14 protein-coding genes are annotated in these 20,819 nt (G+C 67.8%); 9 read left to right on the top strand and 5 right to left on the bottom strand.

Going from position 1 to position 20,819, the window contains the following annotated elements; all coding sequences use genetic code 11:
- Positions 1–2,934 carry a DUF4118 domain-containing protein gene (locus AC1DS3_RS05870; protein ID WP_477126834.1) on the top strand — a complete coding sequence of 978 codons (2,934 nt, stop codon included), beginning with the start codon at positions 1–3 and terminating at the stop codon, positions 2,932–2,934.
- A 1-nt stretch (position 2,935) separates the two neighbouring features.
- The gene (gene kdpE / locus AC1DS3_RS05865; protein WP_253932621.1) at positions 2,936–3,631 is read left to right on the top strand and encodes a two-component system response regulator KdpE; all 696 of its coding nucleotides are present in this window, start codon (positions 2,936–2,938) and stop codon (positions 3,629–3,631) included.
- A 38-nt stretch (positions 3,632–3,669) separates the two neighbouring features.
- Here kdpE and AC1DS3_RS05860 read toward each other — a convergent pair whose 3' ends face one another.
- Both AC1DS3_RS05860 and AC1DS3_RS05855 read right to left on the bottom strand, forming a co-directional pair.
- Complete coding sequence (locus AC1DS3_RS05860; protein ID WP_441640172.1) at positions 3,670–3,945, bottom strand: hypothetical protein; 276 nt, start codon at positions 3,943–3,945, stop codon at positions 3,670–3,672.
- Positions 3,946–4,974: a hypothetical protein gene (locus AC1DS3_RS05855; protein ID WP_477126833.1), complete on the bottom strand. Its 1,029-nt coding sequence runs from the start codon at positions 4,972–4,974 to the stop codon at positions 3,946–3,948. It lies immediately after the preceding gene.
- Positions 4,975–5,266: 292 nt separating this feature from the next.
- Between AC1DS3_RS05855 and AC1DS3_RS05850 the strand changes: the two genes are divergently transcribed.
- The gene (locus tag AC1DS3_RS05850; RefSeq protein WP_441640170.1) at positions 5,267–7,240 is read left to right on the top strand and encodes a sensor histidine kinase; all 1,974 of its coding nucleotides are present in this window, start codon (positions 5,267–5,269) and stop codon (positions 7,238–7,240) included.
- On the opposite strand, the gene AC1DS3_RS05845 is transcribed toward AC1DS3_RS05850, so the two are convergent.
- From AC1DS3_RS05845 to AC1DS3_RS05835, 3 genes are all read right to left on the bottom strand, one after another.
- Positions 7,207–7,866, bottom strand: a complete 660-nt coding sequence (locus AC1DS3_RS05845) for a response regulator transcription factor (RefSeq protein WP_477126832.1) — start codon at positions 7,864–7,866, stop codon at positions 7,207–7,209. The two genes, AC1DS3_RS05850 and AC1DS3_RS05845, sit on opposite strands and share 34 nt — an antisense overlap.
- Positions 7,867–8,100: 234 nt before the next feature.
- Positions 8,101–9,660 (bottom strand): sulfatase-like hydrolase/transferase, encoded by a 1,560-nt coding sequence (locus AC1DS3_RS05840; protein WP_441640168.1) that lies wholly within the window; start codon positions 9,658–9,660, stop codon positions 8,101–8,103.
- Positions 9,661–9,808: 148 nt separating this feature from the next.
- On the bottom strand, positions 9,809–10,756 hold the full coding sequence (locus tag AC1DS3_RS05835) for a Bug family tripartite tricarboxylate transporter substrate binding protein (protein WP_441640192.1): 948 nt from the start codon (positions 10,754–10,756) through the stop codon (positions 9,809–9,811).
- A gap of 284 nt (positions 10,757–11,040) precedes the next feature.
- Here AC1DS3_RS05835 and AC1DS3_RS05830 point away from each other — a divergent pair, with 284 nt between their 5' ends.
- From AC1DS3_RS05830 to AC1DS3_RS05805, 6 genes are all read left to right on the top strand, one after another.
- Positions 11,041–11,649, top strand: a complete 609-nt coding sequence (locus tag AC1DS3_RS05830) for a MarR family winged helix-turn-helix transcriptional regulator (protein WP_477126831.1) — start codon at positions 11,041–11,043, stop codon at positions 11,647–11,649.
- A gap of 92 nt (positions 11,650–11,741) precedes the next feature.
- The gene (locus AC1DS3_RS05825; RefSeq protein WP_441640166.1) at positions 11,742–12,524 is read left to right on the top strand and encodes a tetratricopeptide repeat protein; all 783 of its coding nucleotides are present in this window, start codon (positions 11,742–11,744) and stop codon (positions 12,522–12,524) included.
- 131 nt (positions 12,525–12,655) lie between these two features.
- Positions 12,656–16,186 carry a transglutaminase family protein gene (locus AC1DS3_RS05820; protein ID WP_477126830.1) on the top strand — a complete coding sequence of 1,177 codons (3,531 nt, stop codon included), beginning with the start codon at positions 12,656–12,658 and terminating at the stop codon, positions 16,184–16,186.
- Positions 16,187–16,212: 26 nt separating this feature from the next.
- The gene (locus tag AC1DS3_RS05815) at positions 16,213–18,873 is read left to right on the top strand and encodes a circularly permuted type 2 ATP-grasp protein (RefSeq protein ID WP_477126829.1); all 2,661 of its coding nucleotides are present in this window, start codon (positions 16,213–16,215) and stop codon (positions 18,871–18,873) included.
- A gap of 26 nt (positions 18,874–18,899) precedes the next feature.
- Entirely contained in the window at positions 18,900–19,826 is a 927-nt protein-coding gene (locus tag AC1DS3_RS05810; protein ID WP_441640191.1) for a transglutaminase family protein, read from the top strand.
- A 78-nt stretch (positions 19,827–19,904) separates the two neighbouring features.
- The coding region (locus AC1DS3_RS05805) for an alpha-E domain-containing protein (RefSeq protein WP_477126828.1) at positions 19,905–20,819 on the top strand (915 nt) is incomplete at its 3' end.

Genomic DNA, 20,819 nt, shown 5'->3' with positions numbered 1-20,819 from the left:
ATGCCTGACACCGCCCAGCGCGACGCCCCCGGCCGGCCCGATCCCGACGCCTTGCTGCAACGCATGCAGCAGGAGGGGGAGCGCGCCGCGCGCGGYAAGCTGCGGGTGTATTTCGGCGCGTCCGCGGGCGTGGGCAAGACCTTCGCCATGCTGACCGCCGCCCGGGCGCTGCGCGAGCAAGGCAGCGATGTCGTGATCGGCGTGGTGGAGACCCATGGCCGCGCCGAGACCGAGGTGCTGATCGCGGGACTGGAGCGGCTGCCGATGAAGGCCATGCCGCATCACAAGCTGGACGACCGCGTGCTGCAGGAGTTCGACCTGGACGGCGCGCTGGCCCGGCGCCCGGCGCTGGTCCTGGTCGACGAACTGGCGCACTCCAACGCGTCCGGCAGCCGCCACCCCAAGCGCTGGCAGGACATCGAGGAACTGCTCTCGGCCGGCATCGATGTGTGGACCACTGTCAATGTCCAGCACCTGGACAGCCTCAACGAGGCGGTGGGCGGCATCACCGGCATCCGTGTGTGGGAGACGGTACCCGACACGGTCTTCGATGATGCCGACGAAGTCATCCTGGTGGACCTGCCCGCCGACGAATTGCTGCGGCGCCTGCGCGACGGCAAGGTCTACCTGCCGGAGCAGGCGCGCACCGCGGCCACCAATTTTTTCCGCAAGGGCAACCTGATCGCGTTGCGCGAGCTCGCGCTGCGCCGCACCGCCGACCGCGTCGACGACGACGTGCGCGCATACCGCCATGCCGAATCCATCCGCCCGGTGTGGCGCACGCGCGAGGCGGTGCTGGCGTGCATTGGCACTGGCGACGATGCCGCGCAGGTGGTCAAGAGCGCGCGCCGGCTGGCCGGGCAGCTCGATTGCGACTGGCACGTGGTCACGGTGGCCACGCCGCGCCTGGCGCCGCTTGCCGAGCACGAGCGCGCCAATATCGAGGAGGCGATGCGCCTGGCYGAAGAGCTGGGCGCGCGCACCGAGACGCTGGCCGGCAGCGATATCGTGCAGGCGGTGGCGGGTTATGTGCGGCGCCACAACCTCACCAAGGTGGTGGTCGGGCGGGCCCCCGGCAACTGGCGCCGCAGCGGCGGCAGCCTCCTGGCGCGCGGCCGGGCGCTGCTGGCACTCGGCCTGTCGCCGTTCCTGGGTGCGCGCGCCTGGCTGTTCGGGCGCCATAGCTTTGCCGATTCGCTGGCGCTCGGCTGCCCGGAGATCGACGTGATCCGCGTGGCCGCCGATGCCATGGGCGCCGATACGCGCGGCCGCGCGCAACCGGCGCTCGGGCGCGCCGACGTGCGCGAGGATGCGGCGCGCATCGACGACAGCAGCGTGGTGGCGCACCGCATCGACTACCTGTGGGCGGTGGCATGGTGCGGGGGCGCCAGCTTGATGTCGGCGCTGACGCGGCCGTGGTTCGACCTGGTCAATATCGCGATGTTGTTCCTCGCGGCCGTGGTCGGCGTGGCGCTGCGCCACGGCCGCGGCCCCGCCGCGCTGGCCTCGGTGCTGTCGGTGGCGGCCTTCGACTTTTTCTTCGTGCCGCCGCGCATGTCCTTCGCGGTGAGCGACGTGCAGTACCTCGTCACGTTCGCGGTGTTGCTGACGGTGGGCCTGGTGATCGGCCAGCTTACCGCCGGGCTGCGCGAGCAGGCCCAGGTGTCGGTGGAGCGCGAGACCGATGCGCGCACCTTGTACGAGCTGGCGCGCGAGTTGTCCGCTGCCTTGATGCCCGAGCAGATCATCGACATCAGCAGCCGCTTCCTGCAAGCCGCGCTTGGCGCGCGCTCGGCGTTCTTCCTCGTTTCGCCCAAGGGGCGGCTGATGCCGCCGGTGATCGACCCCACGCAGCGCGGCAATGACGCGATCGATCCGGTGCTGGCGCAATGGGTGTTCGATCACGGCCAGCCCGCCGGCACCGGCACCCACACGCTGCCGGGCAGCACGGTGCTTTACCTGCCGCTCAAGGCGCCGATGCAGACGCGCGGCGTGCTGGCGGTGGAGCCGCAGGAGTGGCGCGCCTTCGCGCGGCCCGAGCGGCGCCGGCAGATCGACGTGTTCGCCACGCTGATCKCCATCGCCATCGAGCGGCTGCACTATGTGGAGGTGGCGCAGCAGGCGCTGGTGTCGATGGAGTCGGAGCGGCTGCGCAGCTCGCTGCTGGCCGCCGTCTCGCATGATCTGCGCACGCCGCTGACCAGCCTGATCGGCATGGCCGAGACTATGCAGCGCACCGAGCCGCCGCTGCCGCCGTCGCTGTCGGAGACCGTCGGTGCCATGCGCGAGCAAGCCCTGCGCATGCGCACCATGGTGGTCAACCTGCTCGATATGGCGCGGCTGCAAAGCCGCGATGTGCGCATGCAAAAAGAGTGGCAGTCGCTCGAAGAGCTGGTGGGCGCGGCGCTGGCCGGCATGCGCGATGCGCTGTCGCGGCACCGCGTGTCGGTCGCGGATCTATCGGCGCTGCCGCTGGTGGAGTGCGATGCGGTGCTGATGGAGCGGGTGCTGTGCAACCTGCTGGAGAATGCTGCCAAGTACACGCCGCCGGGCACCGGCATCCGCATCTGCGGCGAAGTGGTCGAAGCGGAGGTGCGGCTTGCGGTGGCGGACGATGGCCCCGGCGTGCCGCGCGGGCAAGAGCTCTCGATTTTCCAGAAATTCACGCGCGGCGAGCGCGAGTCCGCGACCGCGGGCGTTGGCCTCGGCCTGGCCGTGTGCGAGGCCATCGTGCAGGTGCACGGCGGGCGCATCTGGGTGGAGAGCGTGAACGCGGACCACACTGGCGCACGCTTTGTCGTGGCGCTGCCGCGCGGCAATCCGCCTGCGATCGAGCCCGAGCCGCCCGAGGCACTTGAGCCGGCGCTACTCGCCACGCCGGGCAACGGCGCAGGGCTGGCCGCGCGCGATGCGGCAAACAAGGAGTCCAACTGAAATGGCATTTGAATTTTCGCCGACTGTCTTGCTGGTCGAAGACGAGCCGCATATCCGGCGCTTCGTGCGCGAGGCGCTGCAGGCAGAAGGCTGCGCCGTGCATGAGGCCGAGACGCTCAAGCGCGGCCTGATCGATGCCGGCACGCGCCAGCCCGACGTGGTGATCCTCGACCTGGGCCTGCCCGATGGCGACGGCATGACGTTGATCCGCGAGATGCGCACCTGGACCGAAGTGCCGGTGCTGGTGCTATCGGCGCGCTCCGGCGAGGACGACAAGATCGCCGCGCTGGACGCCGGCGCGGACGATTACCTGACCAAGCCCTTCGGTGTGGGCGAGCTGATCGCGCGCGTGCGCGTGCTGCTGCGCCGCCACGCCAAGACCAATCCGCAAGGCACGCCGCAGATCGGCTTTGGCGAGGTGCAGATCGACCTGGCCAACCGCGTGGTCACCCGCGCCGGGCAGGATGTGCACCTGACGCCGATCGAGTATCGCCTGCTTGCCGTACTGATCGCGCATCGCGGCAAGGTCATGACGCACCGCGAACTGCTGCGCGAGGTCTGGGGGCCGGCGCACTCGGAGAGCAGCCACTACCTGCGGGTGTACATGGGGCACCTGCGGCACAAGCTGGAAGCCGATCCGGCGCAGCCCTCGCACCTGATGACGGAGGTGGGGGTGGGATATCGGTTCGTGGGGTAACGCGTTCTGCCGGCAACAGGATGGCGGCCGATGGGTAGTCAGGCGGCCGGCTCAAGCGACACCGGTGCCCTGTAGCGCGGATTCCCCAGCACGGGCAGATTGCGCAGGAAGCGGAACATGCCGTTGTGGTCGATCCACCTGGCGTAAGCCACATAGTCCGGATCCTGGGACAAATGCCGCTCTTCCGTCATGGCCCGCATCGCATAGATGCCATTCAAGGCCAGCAGGAGCAGGCAGTGGCGCAGCGTTTCATCCGCCGGGCCCTGGGCCATGAAGGGGATGGAGATCATCCACCAGGACAGGTTCTTGGCCACCTAGGCGGGGTGCTTGGTCCACCGGTAAGGCCCGTTGGTGATGATGCCCCGGTGGGTCAGGTTCGAGAACCGCGCGCCGAAGCTCACCGTCGCCCAKACGTAGATCGCCGTCAGCACCAGGATCGCACTGCCCCAGATGCCATAGAGCAGCGGCGTGTTCCAAAGCCACGCGCCCCACTGCAGGCCGGTCTCGTAATGCAGGTATTGCCGCCCGACCAGCGACCAGAACGGCTGGTAACATACCAGCGCCACCGCCCAGCCCAGCATGGACGGCTCGGCCGAGCGCACGTGCGTGTCGGTGATGCGCAGCGCCATCAGGTAACCCATCACCACCAGGCCGACATCGATGAAGTACACGAAGCCGTAGAGCAGGTCGAACCAGGCCTTGAAGCTCGCCAGCAGCGCAAAGTCGGCGGCGATGAAACGCGCCAGGTCATTGCACATATAGGTGAACATCAGGGGCAGGAAGAAGCCCTTGATCAACCAGGCTAGCRGATGCTGCCCCGCCACCTTGCCATCCACCTTGCCCCACTGCAACGTGACCAGCTTGCCCATGTGCCAGTAGCCGTCCAGGGGCCGGGCCATCTTGCGGTCGACGAAGAAGAAATAGGGCAGCGCCAGCGCGGCCCAGCCCGGCAGCACGATTGCCAGCATGGAGAGGTAACGCGCGTAGAAGGCCGCATGGTATTCGGGGAACAGCCAGTACAGCAGGCCGACAAAGCCCATGCTGCCAAGCAGGCCCGCCAATTTGGTCAGGCTGCGGTGCCACGACGGATTGTCCCGGGAGAAATCCAGGCCGGTGGCGGCGCGCAAGTGCACCTTCTGCCAGATCAGGTCGAGCAGGAAGATGGCCGCTGCCGTCACCCCGACGATGAACAGGGCCGAATGCACCATGTTATCGCCGAAGGGCCGGTCGGTCCGCACGATGGTCGCGGCCAGCAGGAACGCGGCCAGGCCCACGGCGGCGACGGCGCCGTGGGTGGCGGAGCGGGGCCGCGGCGCTTTGTCTTGCGGTGTCGTCACTGACATCGTTACGGACTGCTTCCCATCGGTGACGCCATGTTGGATATCGCAGTGAGTGCGAAGGGCTGGATTACGCATGGCGATTAGGAGTCGAGTGCTTTGATCAGCGCCGATCCTATCCAGTGGAACAACCGCAAAACTGACAAATCCTGACATTGCCAAGGAAAGCGAAAAGGCCCGATCCTTGCTGGGATATAGTCGTGGCCTTTTCCGCGAAACGCGACTTGAAGGGACAATGCTTCGGCTATTCTGGATCGTTCTCTTGTGCTGGCTCTGCCACTCCGCGGCGTGGGCAGACATGCGTCTGCCGCAGGCGGGAGAGGTTTCTCTGGGCGAGCATTGGGAGCTGCTGCGCGATCCGCAGGATGTGCTGACCATCGAGCAGCTATCGCGGCCGGAGTTCGCGGCGGCCTTCCAGCCGCAGTATTCCCCTCCCGCCCTTGGCTACGTGAAGGGGGCCGTCTGGCTGCGCATCACCCTGACGCGCCCCGAGCAAGCCGCGCCGGTATGGTTGCTGGAGCTGCGCTCGGCGCTGCTGGACGACGTCACGCTGTTCGAGCCACTAGCGGCGGGTGGATACGCGCAGCGGGTGTCCGGCGACAGGCGGCCGGTGGCGGGGCGCGACGTGGATTACCGCAATCCGGTGTTTCAGCTCGACTTGCCGGTGGACAAGCCGGTCACGCTGTATCTGCGCGTGCGCAGTACCAGCACGATGAGCTTTCCCCTGGTGGCGTGGTCGCCAGAAGCGTTCATTTCCTTTATCGGCACCGAGCTGCTTCTGTTTGGCTTGTTCTACGCAGCGCACCTGGTCTTGCTGATTACCAGCGTCTGGTTTTATTGGGTAACGCGCAATCTTTCCTTTGGCCTGTTCAGCCTGACTGTGCTGGCCAATCTGTTCACCTCGCTGTCCGCCGAGGGCTTCACGTATCAGTACCTCCTGCCTGGATGGCCGCTGACGAGCGATGCCGTCTACGTGGTGAGCTGGTTTTTCGCGACGCCGCTTGGCACCTTGTTCACGGCGCACTACCTGGGCCTGTACGAGTCGCCGTGGCGGCGTTGGGCGATCGGCTTTTCGCTGCTGGCCTGGGGCGTGGCGCTGGTCATGACCCCCTGTTTGCTGCTGGGTAACGTCTGGTGGATACGCCCACTGGCGCTGCTCTGGGGCCTCGTCACCATGGGCATACTGCTGATCGCTTCCGCGGCGATGACCTGGCGCGGCCAAAAGGCCGCGCGTGTGCTTTTGTTCGTCCTGGTTCTGCTTTTTGGCGGCACCGTGCTGCGCCTGGCGCGTAATGTCGGCGCGATCGATCCCGGCGCGTTCGTCGATAACGCCAACTACCTGGGCATGATGGCGTTCCTGCTTATCATGAATTCGGCCATCAGCTGGCGCTACACCGACATGCGTGCCGAAAAGGAGGCCGCCCAGGCCGAAGCCTTGCGCGTGGCCCGTCAGGCCGAGCGCGACCTGGAGGTCAAGGTCGCCTTGCGCACCCAGGCGCTCAGGGATGCCATGGCGCAGGTGGAAGCGTCGCTGTCGCTGGAGCGGCGCGCGCAGGAGGAGCAGCGGCAGTTCCTGTCCACGGTCTCGCATGAACTGCGCACGCCGCTGGCGGTGATCGATGCCACGGCGCAGAACCTGGACCTGGACGATGCCCATGATGACCCGCAGACCTCGGCCCGGTACCAGAAGATCCTGCGCGCCACGCAACGCCTGACCATGCTGCTCAATGACTCCCTGCATGAAGATGGCTTCGAATTGCTGCGCCATGGTTCCCGGCCGTCGCCCACCAGCCTGTCGGATTTGCTGGCGGATGCCGCGGCGGCGGCGCAACTGCTTTCGGAGGGGCACCGGCTGGAGGTGGATGGAGAGCGCTTGCCAGAAGCCTTCCTGTGCGACGCCAGCCTGCTGCGGCTGGCATTGCGCACGCTGGCCGACAACGCGGTGAAGTACACGCCCGCGGGCTGCCGGGTGGTCTTGAGGGGCCGGGAAGTGGCCGAAGGCGTGGTGCTGGAAGTGCAGGACAATGGCCCCGGCATCGAGGCGGCGGACCTGCCGCGCGTATTCGAGCGCTTTTATCGCGGCCAGAATGCGGGCCAGAAGCCGGGGACCGGGCTTGGCTTGTCGCTGGCCCGGCGCATGGTGGAAATGCAGGGCGGCACCTTGACCCTGGACAGCGCGCCCGGGCAGGGCTGCCGCGCCACGATCTTTTTGCCGTCGGCGCTGCCGGGCCTGCAGGCTCAGGCCAGCGCGATGGGCGCGGCGAACGTATAACCTTTGCGGTGGGCGGTCTTGAGGGGCAATTCGCTGCCCGATTCGCTGCGCCAGCGTTGCCGCAGCCGGCTGACCATGGTCTCCAGCCGGCGCTCGTCGTAGCTCAGCCAGTCAAAGCCGAAGCCTTCGGCGATCTGGCGGCGATCGACCGGCTGGGTGGGATGGCGCGCCAGCATTTCGAGCAGCTTGCTCTCGTTGGACGACACGGCCATGCGGGCTCCCGCCGGCGCCACCAGCGTGCTGGCCTGCCGGTCGAGCCACCAGTTGGAGACGACGCGGCGGCTCAAGGCGCGCAGGATGGCGTCGAATTCGAGCAGCTTGATCGGCTTGACCAGATAGTGGTYCGCCCCGCCGTTCAGGCCGTGCAGCTTGTCCTGCGTTTCGCCGCGGGCCGTGAGCATGACGATGCCGCAGCCGGGGCGCTCGCGGCGCAGGCGGCTGGCCGCATCGAAACCCGTGCCGTCGGGGAGCATGACGTCGATGACGGCGATGTCCGCCTGCACGGCCAGGGGCAGGAATTGCGCCAGGCTGYCGGCCTGGCTGACCGTCCAGCCTCGCTTTTGCAGGAAAGCCGCTATTTCCTCGCGCAGCTCGACCTCATCCTCGAGCAGGACTACATTGCCCATTTCAAAACCTTGCAGCGGTTGCGTTCGATGATCGTGGCGAGGAATCTCCGTGCTTGCCTGACAAGGTTCGACGGCGTCAGCCCAGGCTCCCCCCTCCTGGCCGTTGCCCTGGCACTGGCGCCCAGGGTGGCCTAAGCGGTATTACGGCCAGACCGGCGGGAATCTTTACCCCTCCCCGGCGGTATCCCGGCACGTCGCGCCACGATCCAAGCCACCTCACCAAACTAAACCACCTCACCAAACGCCAAAAAACACGCCCGCCTGCTTATACACATTGGTCTTGGCCGCCACCTCGTCGTTACTCACCGTGGTGCGCGGCTTGAGGGTGCAGAACCATTCCAGCAGGTGCAGCCGCATTGCCGAGCGGATGGCCTCGTGGCCGGCATCCTCGCCCAGGTCGAAGAACTCGTCCGGGTCGCGTTCCAGGTCGAACAGCTGCGGGCGAAATCCCTGCCAGTGCACATACTTCCAGCGCGCATTGCGCACCATCCACGCCCGGCACTCGCCCGGCGGCCGGCCCAGCGCGATCCGCGCGCCGCGATACGCGTAGTCCAGCTCCGACACCACGAAATCCCGCCACTGGCCATTGCCGCGCTCGCGCGTGAGATCCAGCAGCGAGCGGCCTTCCACGCGATGGTCGGCCGGCGGCAGGCCCAGCGCGTCCAGCACGGTCGGCACCACGTCCACGGCCGAGACCATGCGCGCATCCGCGCTGCCGCGGGTGGCGTCGGCTTCGGCCGAGGGATCGTAGACAATCAGCGGGATGTTCTGCACGGTGTCGTAGAACTGCTCCTTCTCGCCGAGCCAGTGGTCGCCCAGGAAGTCGCCGTGGTCTGCCGTGAACACGATCAGCGTGTCTTCCCAGCGGCCCAGACGCTCCAGTTGTTCCCACAACTCGCCCAGGCGATCGTCGATCTGCTGCACCAGGCCTTGATAGGCGGGACGCACCGTGTCCGAGACTTCGCTGCGCATGAAGTTGGCGCATTCTTCCTGCGTGCGGTACGCGTCGAGCACCGGATGCGGGTTGTCCAGCTCCGCCTCGTGGCGCTTGAGCGGCAGGCAGTCGTCCAGCGAATAAGCCGCGTGGTAGGGCGCGGGCGCCATGTAGGGCCAGTGCGGCTTGACCAGCGACAGGTGCAGCACCCAGGGGTCGTCGCCGCGCGCGGCGATGTACTGCATCGCCTGGCCCACCGTATAAGCCGTCTCCGAATGCGCTTGCGCCACGCGTGCCGGCAGGCCGGCATTGCGCATCTGCCAGCCCGACACGATCTCGCCTTGCGCGTTCTCGGCGCTGATCACGTAGTCCGTCCACGGGTCGGCGCTGTCGTAGCCTTGCTTGCGCAGCCACTCGGCATAAGCGCTGTGCGGCTCGGCGTGGTGGCCGTCATGGCGGTCGACTTCCACAAAGTGCCCGCTGCGCAGCAGCGTTTCCAGCTCGCTGCCGCCGTCGAGATGCAGGCGCTTCATGTTGGCGTTGTCGGGCATCACGTGCGTCTTGCCGGCCAGCGCCAGCGCACGGTGGCTGTCCTTCAGGTATTCGCCCAGCGTGACTTCGCCAACGGACAGCGGCACGCGGTTCCAGGTGGCGCCGTGGCTGCTCGGGTAGCGCCCGGTGTAGAAGCTCATGCGGCTCGGGCCGCAAACGCCGGAGGTGACGAACGCCTTGGTGAAGCGCACGCCGCGCGCGGCCAGGGCATCGATATGCTTTGTGCGCAGGGTGGGGTGGCCGTAGCACGCCAGGTGGTCCTGGCGCAGCTGGTCGCACATGATGAAGAGGGTGTTTCGGGTGGCCATGGCTTTGTGGATGCCGGTCGGGCCGCTGACCCTGACCTGATCGGCATCAATTCAATAAATAACGTAATGTAAATTTGAGTCTATTCAATCCATGTAGAAAATAACATTCATGAAATGAATAAATATGGTGGAATATGATGTGGTGTTTTCAATCCCCGGTATAGCCAGAGGCCTTGACCACCGGCCCCCACCGTCCGGCATCCGCCGCCAGCACCTTGCCGAACTGCTCCGCGCTCCCGGTTTGCGGCTCCAGCCCCAGCTTCAGGAACCGCTCCTTCAGATCCGCCGACTGCACCGCATGCACGATCGCCGCATTCAGCCGGTCGATCGTTGCCTTCGGCACGCCGGCCGGCGCCAGGAACCCGTACCGGCCAAGCCCCTCGATGTCCTTGTAGCCCAGCTCGGTAAACGTGGGCACATCCGGCAATGCCACCGAGCGATGCGTCCCTGAGCTCGCCAGGACGCGGATCTTGCCCGCACGATGCATCTCGGTGAGATCGGCGAGCGTATCGACCGAGGCCGGCACCTGCCCGCCCACCAGCGCATTCATCAGCGGCGCCGAGCCGTTGAATGGCACGTGCAACATCTCCACGCCCACCTGCTTGCCGATCAGCAAGCCAAAGAAGTGCGGAATGCTGCCTAGCGCCGGCGAGGCGTAGGAATTGTTCTTGGCCGGGCTGGCCTTGAGCCACTCGATGTACTCCTTCAGCGTCTTGGCCGGCGCGCCGGGGCCGGTGGCCAGGGCCAGCTGGAAGTTAGCGGTTTGCGCCACCGGCACGAAATCGCGCTGGATGTCGTAGTTCAGCTTGCGGTAGGTCAGCGGGGCGATGGTCATCACCGCGGAGTTGGCGACCACCAGCGTGTTGCCGTCGGCGGGCAGGGTGCGCGCATAGTCCATGACCAGGCGGCCGCCAGCGCCTGGCTTGTTCTCGATGACCACGGTTTGCTTGAGTTCCTCGCGCAGCTTGTCGCCAATGAGGCGGGCGGCCAGGTCGGCGGTGCCGCCGGCGGGGTAGCCCACCAGGATGCGCAGCGGGCGGTCGTTCTGGGCGCTGGCCGGCGCGCTGGCCAGGCACAGGGTGGCCAGTGCGGTCATGGTGGCGAGGGTGGGGACTAGCGCGCGCAGCAGTTTGGCGGGTTTCACGGGTTCTCCTGTTGGTTCGGCATCGGCGGGAAGCCGGCCAATTTATCGATATGGCCCGCAGGCGCCAAAGAAGGATTTCGCGCAACGATGTGCGCGTTTCGTTCCTGGACCCATGCCTGCCCGGCCATACCCCGGCGGATGCGCTTAGCGCGCGGCCCGCCAGTTCTTATGCAGCGGCACAGACGCTAACACCCAGCCATATAATTGACAAAATCAACTAAATTTGCGGGTGCGGCATGAACGGCAGCCAGGCGGGCGAGCAGGCACAGGCACAGGCACAGGCACAGGCACAGGCACAGGAGCGCAGGGAGCGGGACGCCGGCGAAACGCTGCAGCATCCCGCCCGTCTGGCGGACTTCCTCAATTACCGCCTCTATCACCTGACCCGCGTTGCCCTGCAAGCCAGCGGGCATCACCTGCGCGCCGCGGCCGGGGTGAGCCGGCGCGAGTGGCGCATGCTGGCCTTTCTCGGCGAGCAGCCGGGCACGCGCCTGACGGAGCTGGYGCAAAGCGCCGGGCTGGACAAGGTGCTGGCCAGCCGCGCCGTGCACGCCCTGATGGCGCGCGGCCTGGTGCAGCGCGCCACGCGCGGCCAGGACAAGCKGGCGGCGGCGTTTGCACTGAGCGAGCAGGGCGAGGCGGTCTACCAACTTGCCTTTGCGCAGGCCCAGGCCTTCAACGCCCGCCTGGCCGCCTGCCTGGATCCGGAGGAGGCGCGGGTGCTGGCGCGTTGCCTGTCCAGGCTGCACACGGAGGCCGAGGCCTTGCTGGCGCAGGCGCAAGCACTGCCCAGCAGCGTACCCGCGCCTGCGGAACCGGCGCAGAACTGGTGGCGCCAACCGTAAGGTCTGGCCGGCCGCTTCCGACTGCACCTGGCGACTTCGGAGTCCTACACTTGTAGACTTGGAGTCAGCGCGTGCCCTGCCTGGAGCCTGCCATGCCGCTTGTCCGTCGCTTTCCTGTTCGCTTCACTGCGCGCCTTACTGCTCGCTTCACTGCCCACTTTCCTGGCCGCTTTCCTTCGCGATTGCGCGCCGCCGCCATTGCCGCGCTGCTTCCCCTCTGCCTGTTTGCCTTCCAGCACGCCCAAGCCGCGCGCCAGCCCCCGGCGCCGGCGCAGGAACTGACGCGCCAGGCGGTGACCGCCTACGACGCCGGCGCCTTCGATTCGGCCCTGCGGGATTTCGCCAAGGCGGCCCAGCAAGGCAACCGGCTCGCGCAGTACAACTACGCCATGATGCTGCTGCGCGGCGAGGGCACGCCGGTGCGCCAGGAGGAGGCGCTGATCTGGCTGCACCGCGCGGCCGAGAACGACATGACGCAGGCCCAGTTCACCTTTGGCGAGATGTACGAGCACGGCGAGCTGGTGCCGCGCTCGCTGGAGTCCGCCAACCAGTGGTACCGCCGCGCGGCCGAAGGCGGCCATGTGCAGGCCCAGGTGGAACTGGCGACCAATTACTTCACCGGACGGGGCCTGGCGCGGGACTACGGCAAGGCCTTCGAGTGGTACACGCGCGCCGCCACGGCGGGCGACGGCGGTGCCCAGTACATTGTCGCCAGCTATTACGAGCGTGGCGAGCCCGGCGTGGTCGAGAAGGACATCGAGCAGGCCAAGATCTGGTACGCCCGCGCTGCCGCGCACGGCGACCCCGGGGCGCTGGCCAAGCTGCGCTCGCTGATCGAGCAGGGACTGAAGGCAAAACAGGCTGGCGCGATGTAATGCTGCGGTAGTCTGGGCATGTTGCCATGCACGGGCGGCCGCCGAGGGCTGCAATCCGAGGTGCGCCGCCGGGGGCGGTACAACTCTTGCTTGAGACAACAACACGAAACCTGCGCCAATGGGAGGCACTAGTGGCAACACACGTCGCACTGAACCATGTCACCCACTACCGGTACGACCGGCCCGTGAAGCTTTCGCCGCAGGTGGTCAGGCTCCGTCCTGCCCCGCACTGCCGCACGCCGATCCTTTCGTATTCGCTGCGCATCGAGCCCGAGCAGCATTTCGTGAACTGGCAGCAGGACCCGTTCGCCAACTACCTCGCCCGGCTGGTGATCCCCGAGCCGACCACCGAGTTCAAGATCACCGTCGACCTGGTGGTCGAGATGGCGGTCTACAACCCGTTTGACTTCTTCCTCGAGCCCTACGCCGAGAATTTTCCTTTCACCTATGAGCCTGGCCTGGCTTACGAGCTGGCGCCCTATATGGTCAAGGGCGAACTGACGCCGCGCTTTGCCGCCTTCGTGGAGAGCATTCCGCGCAACAAGCAGACCACGAGCGATTTCCTGGTGGCCCTGAACCAGCGCCTGCAAGAGGACATCCGCTACCTGATTCGCATGGAGCCCGGCGTGCAGACGCCGGAGCAGACGCTGGAGACCGGCTCGGGGTCGTGCCGGGATTCCGGCTGGCTGCTGGTGCAGACGCTGCGCCACCTGGGGCTGGCCGCGCGCTTCGTGTCCGGCTACCTGCTGCAGCTGGCGCCCGACGTGAAATCCATCGACGGCCCCAGCGGCACCGACGTGGACTTCACCGACCTGCACGCATGGTGCGAGGTCTACCTGCCGGGCGCGGGCTGGATCGGGCTCGACCCCACCTCCGGCCTGCTCGCCGGCGAGGGCCATATCCCGGTGGCATGCACGCCCGAGCCGGGCAGCGCGGCGCCGGTCAGCGGCGCGGTCGACGAGAGCGAGGTGACCTTCCACCACGAGATGTCGATCACCCGCATCTATGAATCGCCGCGCGTGACCAAGCCCTATACCGAGGCGCAGTGGCAGGCGGTGGCGGCCGTGGGCGCCGAGGTCGATATCCAGCTCAACGCGCAAGATGTGCGCCTGACCATGGGCGGCGAGCCGACCTTTGTCGCGGTCAAGGATCGCGATGGCGCGGAATGGAACACCGATGCGCTCGGCACCACCAAGCGCGCCTATGCCACCGAACTGGTGCATAAACTGCGCGCGCGCTATGGCAGGGGCGGCTTCCTGCACTTCGGCCAGGGCAAGTGGTACCCGGGCGAGCAATTGCCGCGCTGGGCCTTGTCGATCTGCTGGCGCGCCGACGGCCAGCCCTGCTGGCAGGACCCGTCGCTGTTCGCCGATGAGCGCGAGCCGGCCGACTATACCGAGGCCGACGCGCGCCGCTTCCTCGATAGCCTGGCCACCCGCCTCGGGATCGACCCCGGTTTTGTGCAGCCCGGCTATGAGGACACCTGGTACTACCTCTGGCGCGAGCGCCGCCTGCCGGTCAACGTCGACCCGCTGGAGGCGCGGCTCGACGATGAGATGGAGCGCATGCGCCTGCGCCGCGTGTTCGATGGCGGCCTGGCGCGGCCCACCGGCTATGTGCTGCCGCTGCGCCGCACCGGCCTGGAAGATGGCCCGGCGCTGGCCGCCCACCGCTGGATCAGCKGGCCGTGGTTCTTCCGCGACGACCGCATGTACCTGCTGCCCGGCGATTCGCCGATGGGCTACCGCCTGCCGCTGGATGCCCTGCCCTGGGTCAGCGAGGCCGACTACCCGTGGCAGTTCGACCAGGACCCGTTCGCGGCGCGCTCGCCGCTGCCCTCCGGGGCGCAGCTGCGCGCGCAGTTGCCGGGGCTTGCCGGCCAAGGCGCCGAGCCTGGCCAGGCTGCGGCGTTCCGCGCCAGCACCGCGGCCTACCCCGCACCCGGCTCGGTAGCGGCAACGCGTGCCGGGGCCAGGCCAGGGGCGGGCATGATCGGCGGCACGGCCGCGCCCGCTGCCCTGGCGGCGGACCTGGCGCGCGTGCCCGAGCGCGGCGAATCCGCGGGCTGGATCACCCGCACGGCGCTGTGCGTGGAAGTGCGCCATCCCAGCCGCGCCGCCGGCCCCAAGGCCGAAAAAGCGGCCGCGGGCGACAAGCGCGGCATGCTCTACGTCTTCATGCCGCCGCTGACCGTGCTGGAGGACTACCTGGAGCTGCTGGCGGCGGTGGAAGCCACCGCCGCCGGGCTGGGCGTGAAGATCGTGCTCGAAGGCTACCCGCCGCCGCGCGACGTGCGCCTCAAGCTCCTGCAGGTCACGCCAGACCCCGGCGTGATCGAGGTCAACATCCATCCGGCCGCCAACTGGGACGAACTGGTCGACCATACGGAATTCCTCTACCAGGCTGCCCACGAGACCTACCTCAGCACCGAGAAGTTCATGCTCGACGGGCGGCACACCGGCACCGGCGGCGGCAATCACTTCGTGCTGGGCGGCGCCACGCCGGCCGACAGCCCCTTCCTGCGGCGCCCCGATGTGCTGTCCAGCCTGATTGCGTACTGGCACAACCATCCCTCGCTGTCCTACCTATTCTCGGGCATGTTCATCGGCCCGACCAGCCAGGCGCCGCGCGTGGACGAGGCGCGCAACGACCAGCTCTACGAGCTCGAGATCGCCTTTGCCGAACTGCAGCACCAGCTCGACCGGCTCTCGGGCGCCGAGGGCGGGGTCGGCGCGCACATGCCGCCGTGGCTGGTCGACCGTGCGCTGCGCAATATCCTGATCGACGTCACCGGCAACACCCACCGCAGCGAGTTCTGCATCGACAAGCTCTACTCGCCCGACGGCCCCACCGGCCGCCTCGGCCTGCTGGAGCTGCGCGCGTTCGAGATGCCGCCGCATGCGCGCATGAGCCTGGTGCAGCAGTTGCTGCTGCGCGCGCTGGTGGCCCGCTTCTGGCGCGAGCCCTATCGCGGGCGGCTCACGCGCTGGGGCACGGAGCTGCACGACCGTTTCCTGCTCGGCACCTTCGTGCAGATGGATTTCGAGGACGTGCTCACCGAGATGCGCGAAGCCGGCTTCGCATTCGACAACGCCTGGTTCGCGCCGCACTTCGAGTTCCGCTTCCCGCGCGTGGGCGAGCTCGCGGCCGGCGGCCTGTCGCTGACGCTGCGCACCGCGCTCGAACCCTGGCATGTGATGGGCGAGGAGGGCAGTGCCGGCGGCACCGTGCGCTACGTGGATTCGTCGCTCGAGCGCATCGAGGTGCGCGTGCTGGGCATGAACGACAGCCGCCATGTGGTCACCGTCAATGGCCGCGCGGTACCGCTGCAGCCCACCGGGCGCGTCGGCGAGTTCGTGGCCGGGGTGCGCTACCGCGCCTGGGCGCCGCCGTCTGCGCTTCACCCCACCATCGCCTCGCATGCGCCGCTGACTTTCGACGTTGTCGACACCTGGATGGGGCGCAGCATCGGTGGATGCCAGTATCATGTTTCGCATCCGGGCGGGCGTAGCTATGAGACCTTCCCGGTCAATGCGTACGAGGCTGAGAGCCGGCGCCTGACACGCTTCTTCACGCTTGGCCACACGCCGGGCGTGATGCGCGTGGAACCGCCCCGGCGCAGCCTCGAGTTTCCGTTCACGCTGGATTTGCGACAACGCTGATCCGGCAGCCCCCAAAGCCGCGCCCCGTGTCTCTTCAGCCGTCCCTGCCTTTTGATGAAACCGCCCCTGCCGTCGACGCGGTGATGCACCGCGCGCGGCCGGTGCCGCCCGGGCACCTCGATGAACTGGGGGCATGCGGGGACGGGCTGCGCGAGCCCTGGGCACGCTTTTTCCAGATACTGGGCGAGGAGGGCATCGACGGCCTCGACCAGCAGGCCGCCGCCATGGCGCGCCAGATCCGCGACAACGGCGTGACCTACAACGTCTACGCCGACTACACGGACAAGGCAGGCGCGCGCGCCTGGGCGCTGGACCTGCTGCCCTTCCTGGTGACCGAGGAGGACTGGCAGCGGATCGAGCGCGGCGTGGCGCAGCGCGCTGAGCTGGCCAATGCCATGGTGGCCGACATCTACGGGCCGCAGTCTTTGCTGTCCAAGGGGTTGCTGCCGGCCGGCCTGGTCTTTGGCCATCCCGGCTACCTGCGCCCGCTCAAGGGTTACCAGCCGCCGGGCGGCAACTTCCTGCATATCGTCGCGGTGGACCTCGCGCATACCTTGGAGGGTGGCTGGACGGTGATGGCCCACCGCACGGAGACGCCTTCCGGCATGGGCTACGCGCTGGAGAACCGCCTCATCATCTCCAGCCTGTTCGCCGATGCCTTTCGCGAGCTGCKGGTGCGGCGCCTGCCCGCCGCGTTCTCGCAACTGGTGGCCACGCTGGCGCAGCAGCCCGCGGCGCAGCCACCCGCGCCGGAATCCGCGGGCAACGCCGCCGCCTCGGTCAGCAAGCACATCGTGCTGCTCACCCCGGGGCCCTACAACGAAACCTATTTCGAGCACACCTTCCTGGCCCGCTACCTCGGCATCACGCTGGTCGAGGGCAAGGACCTGACGGTGCGCAACGACGTGGTCTACCTGAAGACGCTGGCCGGGCTGGAGCGCGTCGACGTGGTGCTGCGCCGCCTGGACGACGCCTTTTGCGATCCGGTCGAGCTGCGCCAGGATTCCACGCTCGGCGTGCCCGGGCTGCTGCAGGCGATGCGCGCGGGCAACGTGCTGGTGTCCAATGCGCCCGGCTCGGGCTTCCTGGAGACGCCGGCCATCCACGGCTTCCTGCCGGCCATTTCCCGCGCGCTGCTGGGTGAGGAACTGCTGCTGCCGGGTGTGCCCAGCTGGTGGTGTGGCGAGGCCACGGCGCGCGAGGAGGCGCTCGGGGAATTCACCGAAGCCTTCCTGATGCCAACCTACCCGCGCGGCATGGCGCAGCCGTGGGAAGGCCCGCGCCTGGGCATGGAGCGCGGCCTGCAGCGCCTGGCGGACTGGCGCGAGCGCATCGAGCAGGTGCCGGATCTGTTCACCATCCAGGCCGACCTGCCGCTGTCGCACGCGCCGCGCTGGGAAGGGCCGCATATCGGCTCGCGCGCCGCCATGCTGCGGGTCTACGCCATTGCCGACGGACGGGGTGGCTGGCAGGTGATGCCGGGCGGTTTCACCCGGCTCGCGGGCGAGGGGCAGCCGGCGGTATCGATGCAGCTCGGCGGCTCCAGCGTCGACACCTGGGTGCTGTCGAGCCAGCCGGCGCAGCCGGGCGGCACGCCGCTGCAGTTCCCCATGGCCGGCGCGGCGCCCGGGCCGGCGGCCAAGCCGCTGGCGGTATCCAGCCGCGCCGCCGAGAACCTGTTCTGGGCCGGCCGCTATGCCGAGCGCGCGGAAAACAACGTACGCCTGTGCCGGCTGGTGCTGRGCTCGATCGAAAGCAGCGACGACCGCGACGACAGCGCGCTCGACGTGATCGGCGAACTGGTGCTCGCCTGCGGCCTGCTGCCGACCGGCGCGCCGCAGCCGCGCGCCTCGCTGCGCGTGTTCGAGCGCAGCCTGGTGTCCGCGCTGGCGGAAAGCGCCGGCTGGACCAGCGTGGGCCAGAACCTGGCCAGCCACGTGCACGCCGCCACCGAAATCCGCAACCGGCTGTCCAACGATCACTGGCGCACCATCCTGGCCGCGCGCAACGATTTTGGCGATGCCATGGAGGCGGCGTCCGTTGGGAGCCCCAGCAGCTCCGGTATCCCCGGTGGCGACACGGGCAACTATGACCGCCCGCGCGTGCTGGCGGCGCTGGATCGCCTGTCCATGCAGCTAGCCGCCATCAGCGGCGCGCAGGGCGACCGCATGACCCGCGACGAAGCCTGGCGCCTGCTGTTTATCGGCCGCCATATCGAGCGCGTGGCCACGCTCTCGACCTTCCTGCGGGTGTTTGCGCACAACGGCGCGCTGCTGCACCGGACCTGCTTCGATCTGCTGCTGCATCTGTTCGACAGCACGCTGACCTTCCGCGCGCTGTACCCGGGCCGCTCCGATGTGCCCGCGCTGGTCGACCAGCTGGTGATCGAGCCGACCAACCCGCGCGGGCTCTACGGCTTGCTGGCGCGGCTGCGCGTCAAGCTCGGCCAGATCTCGCCGCCGGCCAGCCCGGCCGGCACCGGGCGCGTGCCACTGCCGCAATGGCTGCCCACCGTGGAGACGCTGCCCGGCTGGGAAGCACTATGCCAGCGCGGCCCCGACGGGAAATACACCAATCYGGTGCAACTATGCGAGCAACTGACTGACATGATGGTGCGTCTCTCAGACGAAATCAGTGCGCGCTACTTCAGCCATGCTGGCATGRCCGGCACCCGCGTCGGGGCGTAACCATGAGCGCAACCATGAATGCGACGATGAGCCAGGCGCAAGACGTGGCCGAGCCCGCGCCAGGACGCGTGGCCTCCGTGCTGACGATTCATCACAAAACCATCTACGATTACTCCGCGCCGGTGGAGAACGCCCAGCAGCGCGCCGTGGTGTTTCCGGTGACCTGCCCGTGGCAGGCGGTGCACGCGCACAGCACGCAGATCGAGCCGCCGCCGTCGCACGAGCATGCGGACATCGACGCCTTCGGCAACAACGTGCTGTACTTCACCATCGACGTGCCGCACGACTATATGCAGCTCGCCTGCGAGAGCACGGTCAGCCTCACGCCGCGCTGGACGTCGCTCGACCCCGCCGCCAGCATGCCGTGGGAGACGGCGGCCGCCGCGCTACGCTTTCGCGCCGGGCAGCCCTTCCTGCCGGAAAGCGAGTTCTGCTTCGCCTCGCCCAACGTGGCGCTGCATCCTGATCTCAAGGCCTACGCGCTCGCCAGCTTCGCGCCCGGCGTGCCCGTGGTGGCCGGCGCCATCGACCTGATGCATCGCGTGCACGCCGACTTCGAATACCAGACCACCGCCACCGAGGTCGATACCCCGGCGCTGCAAGCCTTCGGCCTGCGCAGCGGCGTGTGCCAGGATTTCGCCCAAGTCATGATCGGCTGCCTGCGCTCGCTCGGCCTCGCGGCGCGCTACGTCAGCGGCTACCTGTGCACCGAGCCGCCACCCGGCCAGCCCAGGCTGATCGGCGCCGACGCCTCCCATGCCTGGCTGTCGGTGTACTGCCCGCTGGCCGGCTGGGTCGATCTCGATCCCACCAACGACGTGCTGGCCGACACCAGCCACGTCACGCTGGCGTTCGGGCGCGACTATAGCGACGTCTCGCTGCTGCGCGGCGTCATCGTGGGCGGCGGCGCGCACGATGTGGAAGTGGAGGTCAGCGTGCTGCCGGTCGAGTAGGCACCGCGCCGCGGTCAGCGGCTGGCAAGCCAATTGCTTGTCAGTAGCCTGGGTTTGCCGAGAAATGGGGGAATCATCATGCTAAGCCGCACCGCCGACCACCTGTTCTGGATGGCCCGCTACACCGAGCGCGCGGAAAACACCGCCCGCATGCTCGACGTCAACTACCAGGCCTCGATGCTGCCGCAATCGCCCGAGGTGGCGCAGCAAGGCTGGCTGGCAATGCTCGACGTGACGGAGCTCACGCCGGTATTCGCCGAGCACCACGGCGCGGTCGTRCACGAGGAAGTGATCGACTTCATGGTGCGCGACCTGAGCCACCCGGCGTCGATCATGTCCTGCCTGCGCGCCGCCCGCGAAAATGCCCGCGCCGTGCGCGGCGCACTCACCACGCCGCTGTGGGAGACCATCAACACCACCTGGCTCGATGTCCAGCAGATGGTTGCCGACGGCATCCTGCGCCACGATCCGGCGCAGTTCTTCGAGTGGGTCAAGTTCCGCTCTCATCTCACGCGTGGTGTGGAAGCCGGCACCATGCTCAAGGACGAAGCCTACTGCTTCATGCGGCTGGGCACTTTCCTGGAGCGCGCCGACAACACCGCCCGCATTCTTGACGTCAAGTTCCAGGCCACCGACCTCGGGCTGCAGCAGGACGACTTCTACCAGTGGGCTGCGGTATTGCGCTCGGTGTCGGGGCTGGAGATGTATCGCAAGGTCTATCGCTCGGTGGTCACGCCGGAGCGCGTGGCCGAGTTGCTGATCGTGCATCCGGATATGCCGCGGTCGCTGGCGGCCAGTTTGCGGGAGGTGGTTTCGTTGCTGGCGCAGGTGCGCAATGCGCAGTCAGTGGAGACGGAGCGGCGGGCGGGGAAACTGCATGCCGAGCTTAAATTCACTCGGATCGAGGATATTTTTTCTGTTGGGATTCATGGGTGGCTTAGCGATTTTCTTCGCAGGATCCATGAGCTTGGGGGTGGGGTTAGTCGGGATTTT

The organism is Cupriavidus sp. 01L46 (assembly GCF_056399905.1).
This window is presented reverse-complemented; position numbering and strand designations above follow the sequence as displayed.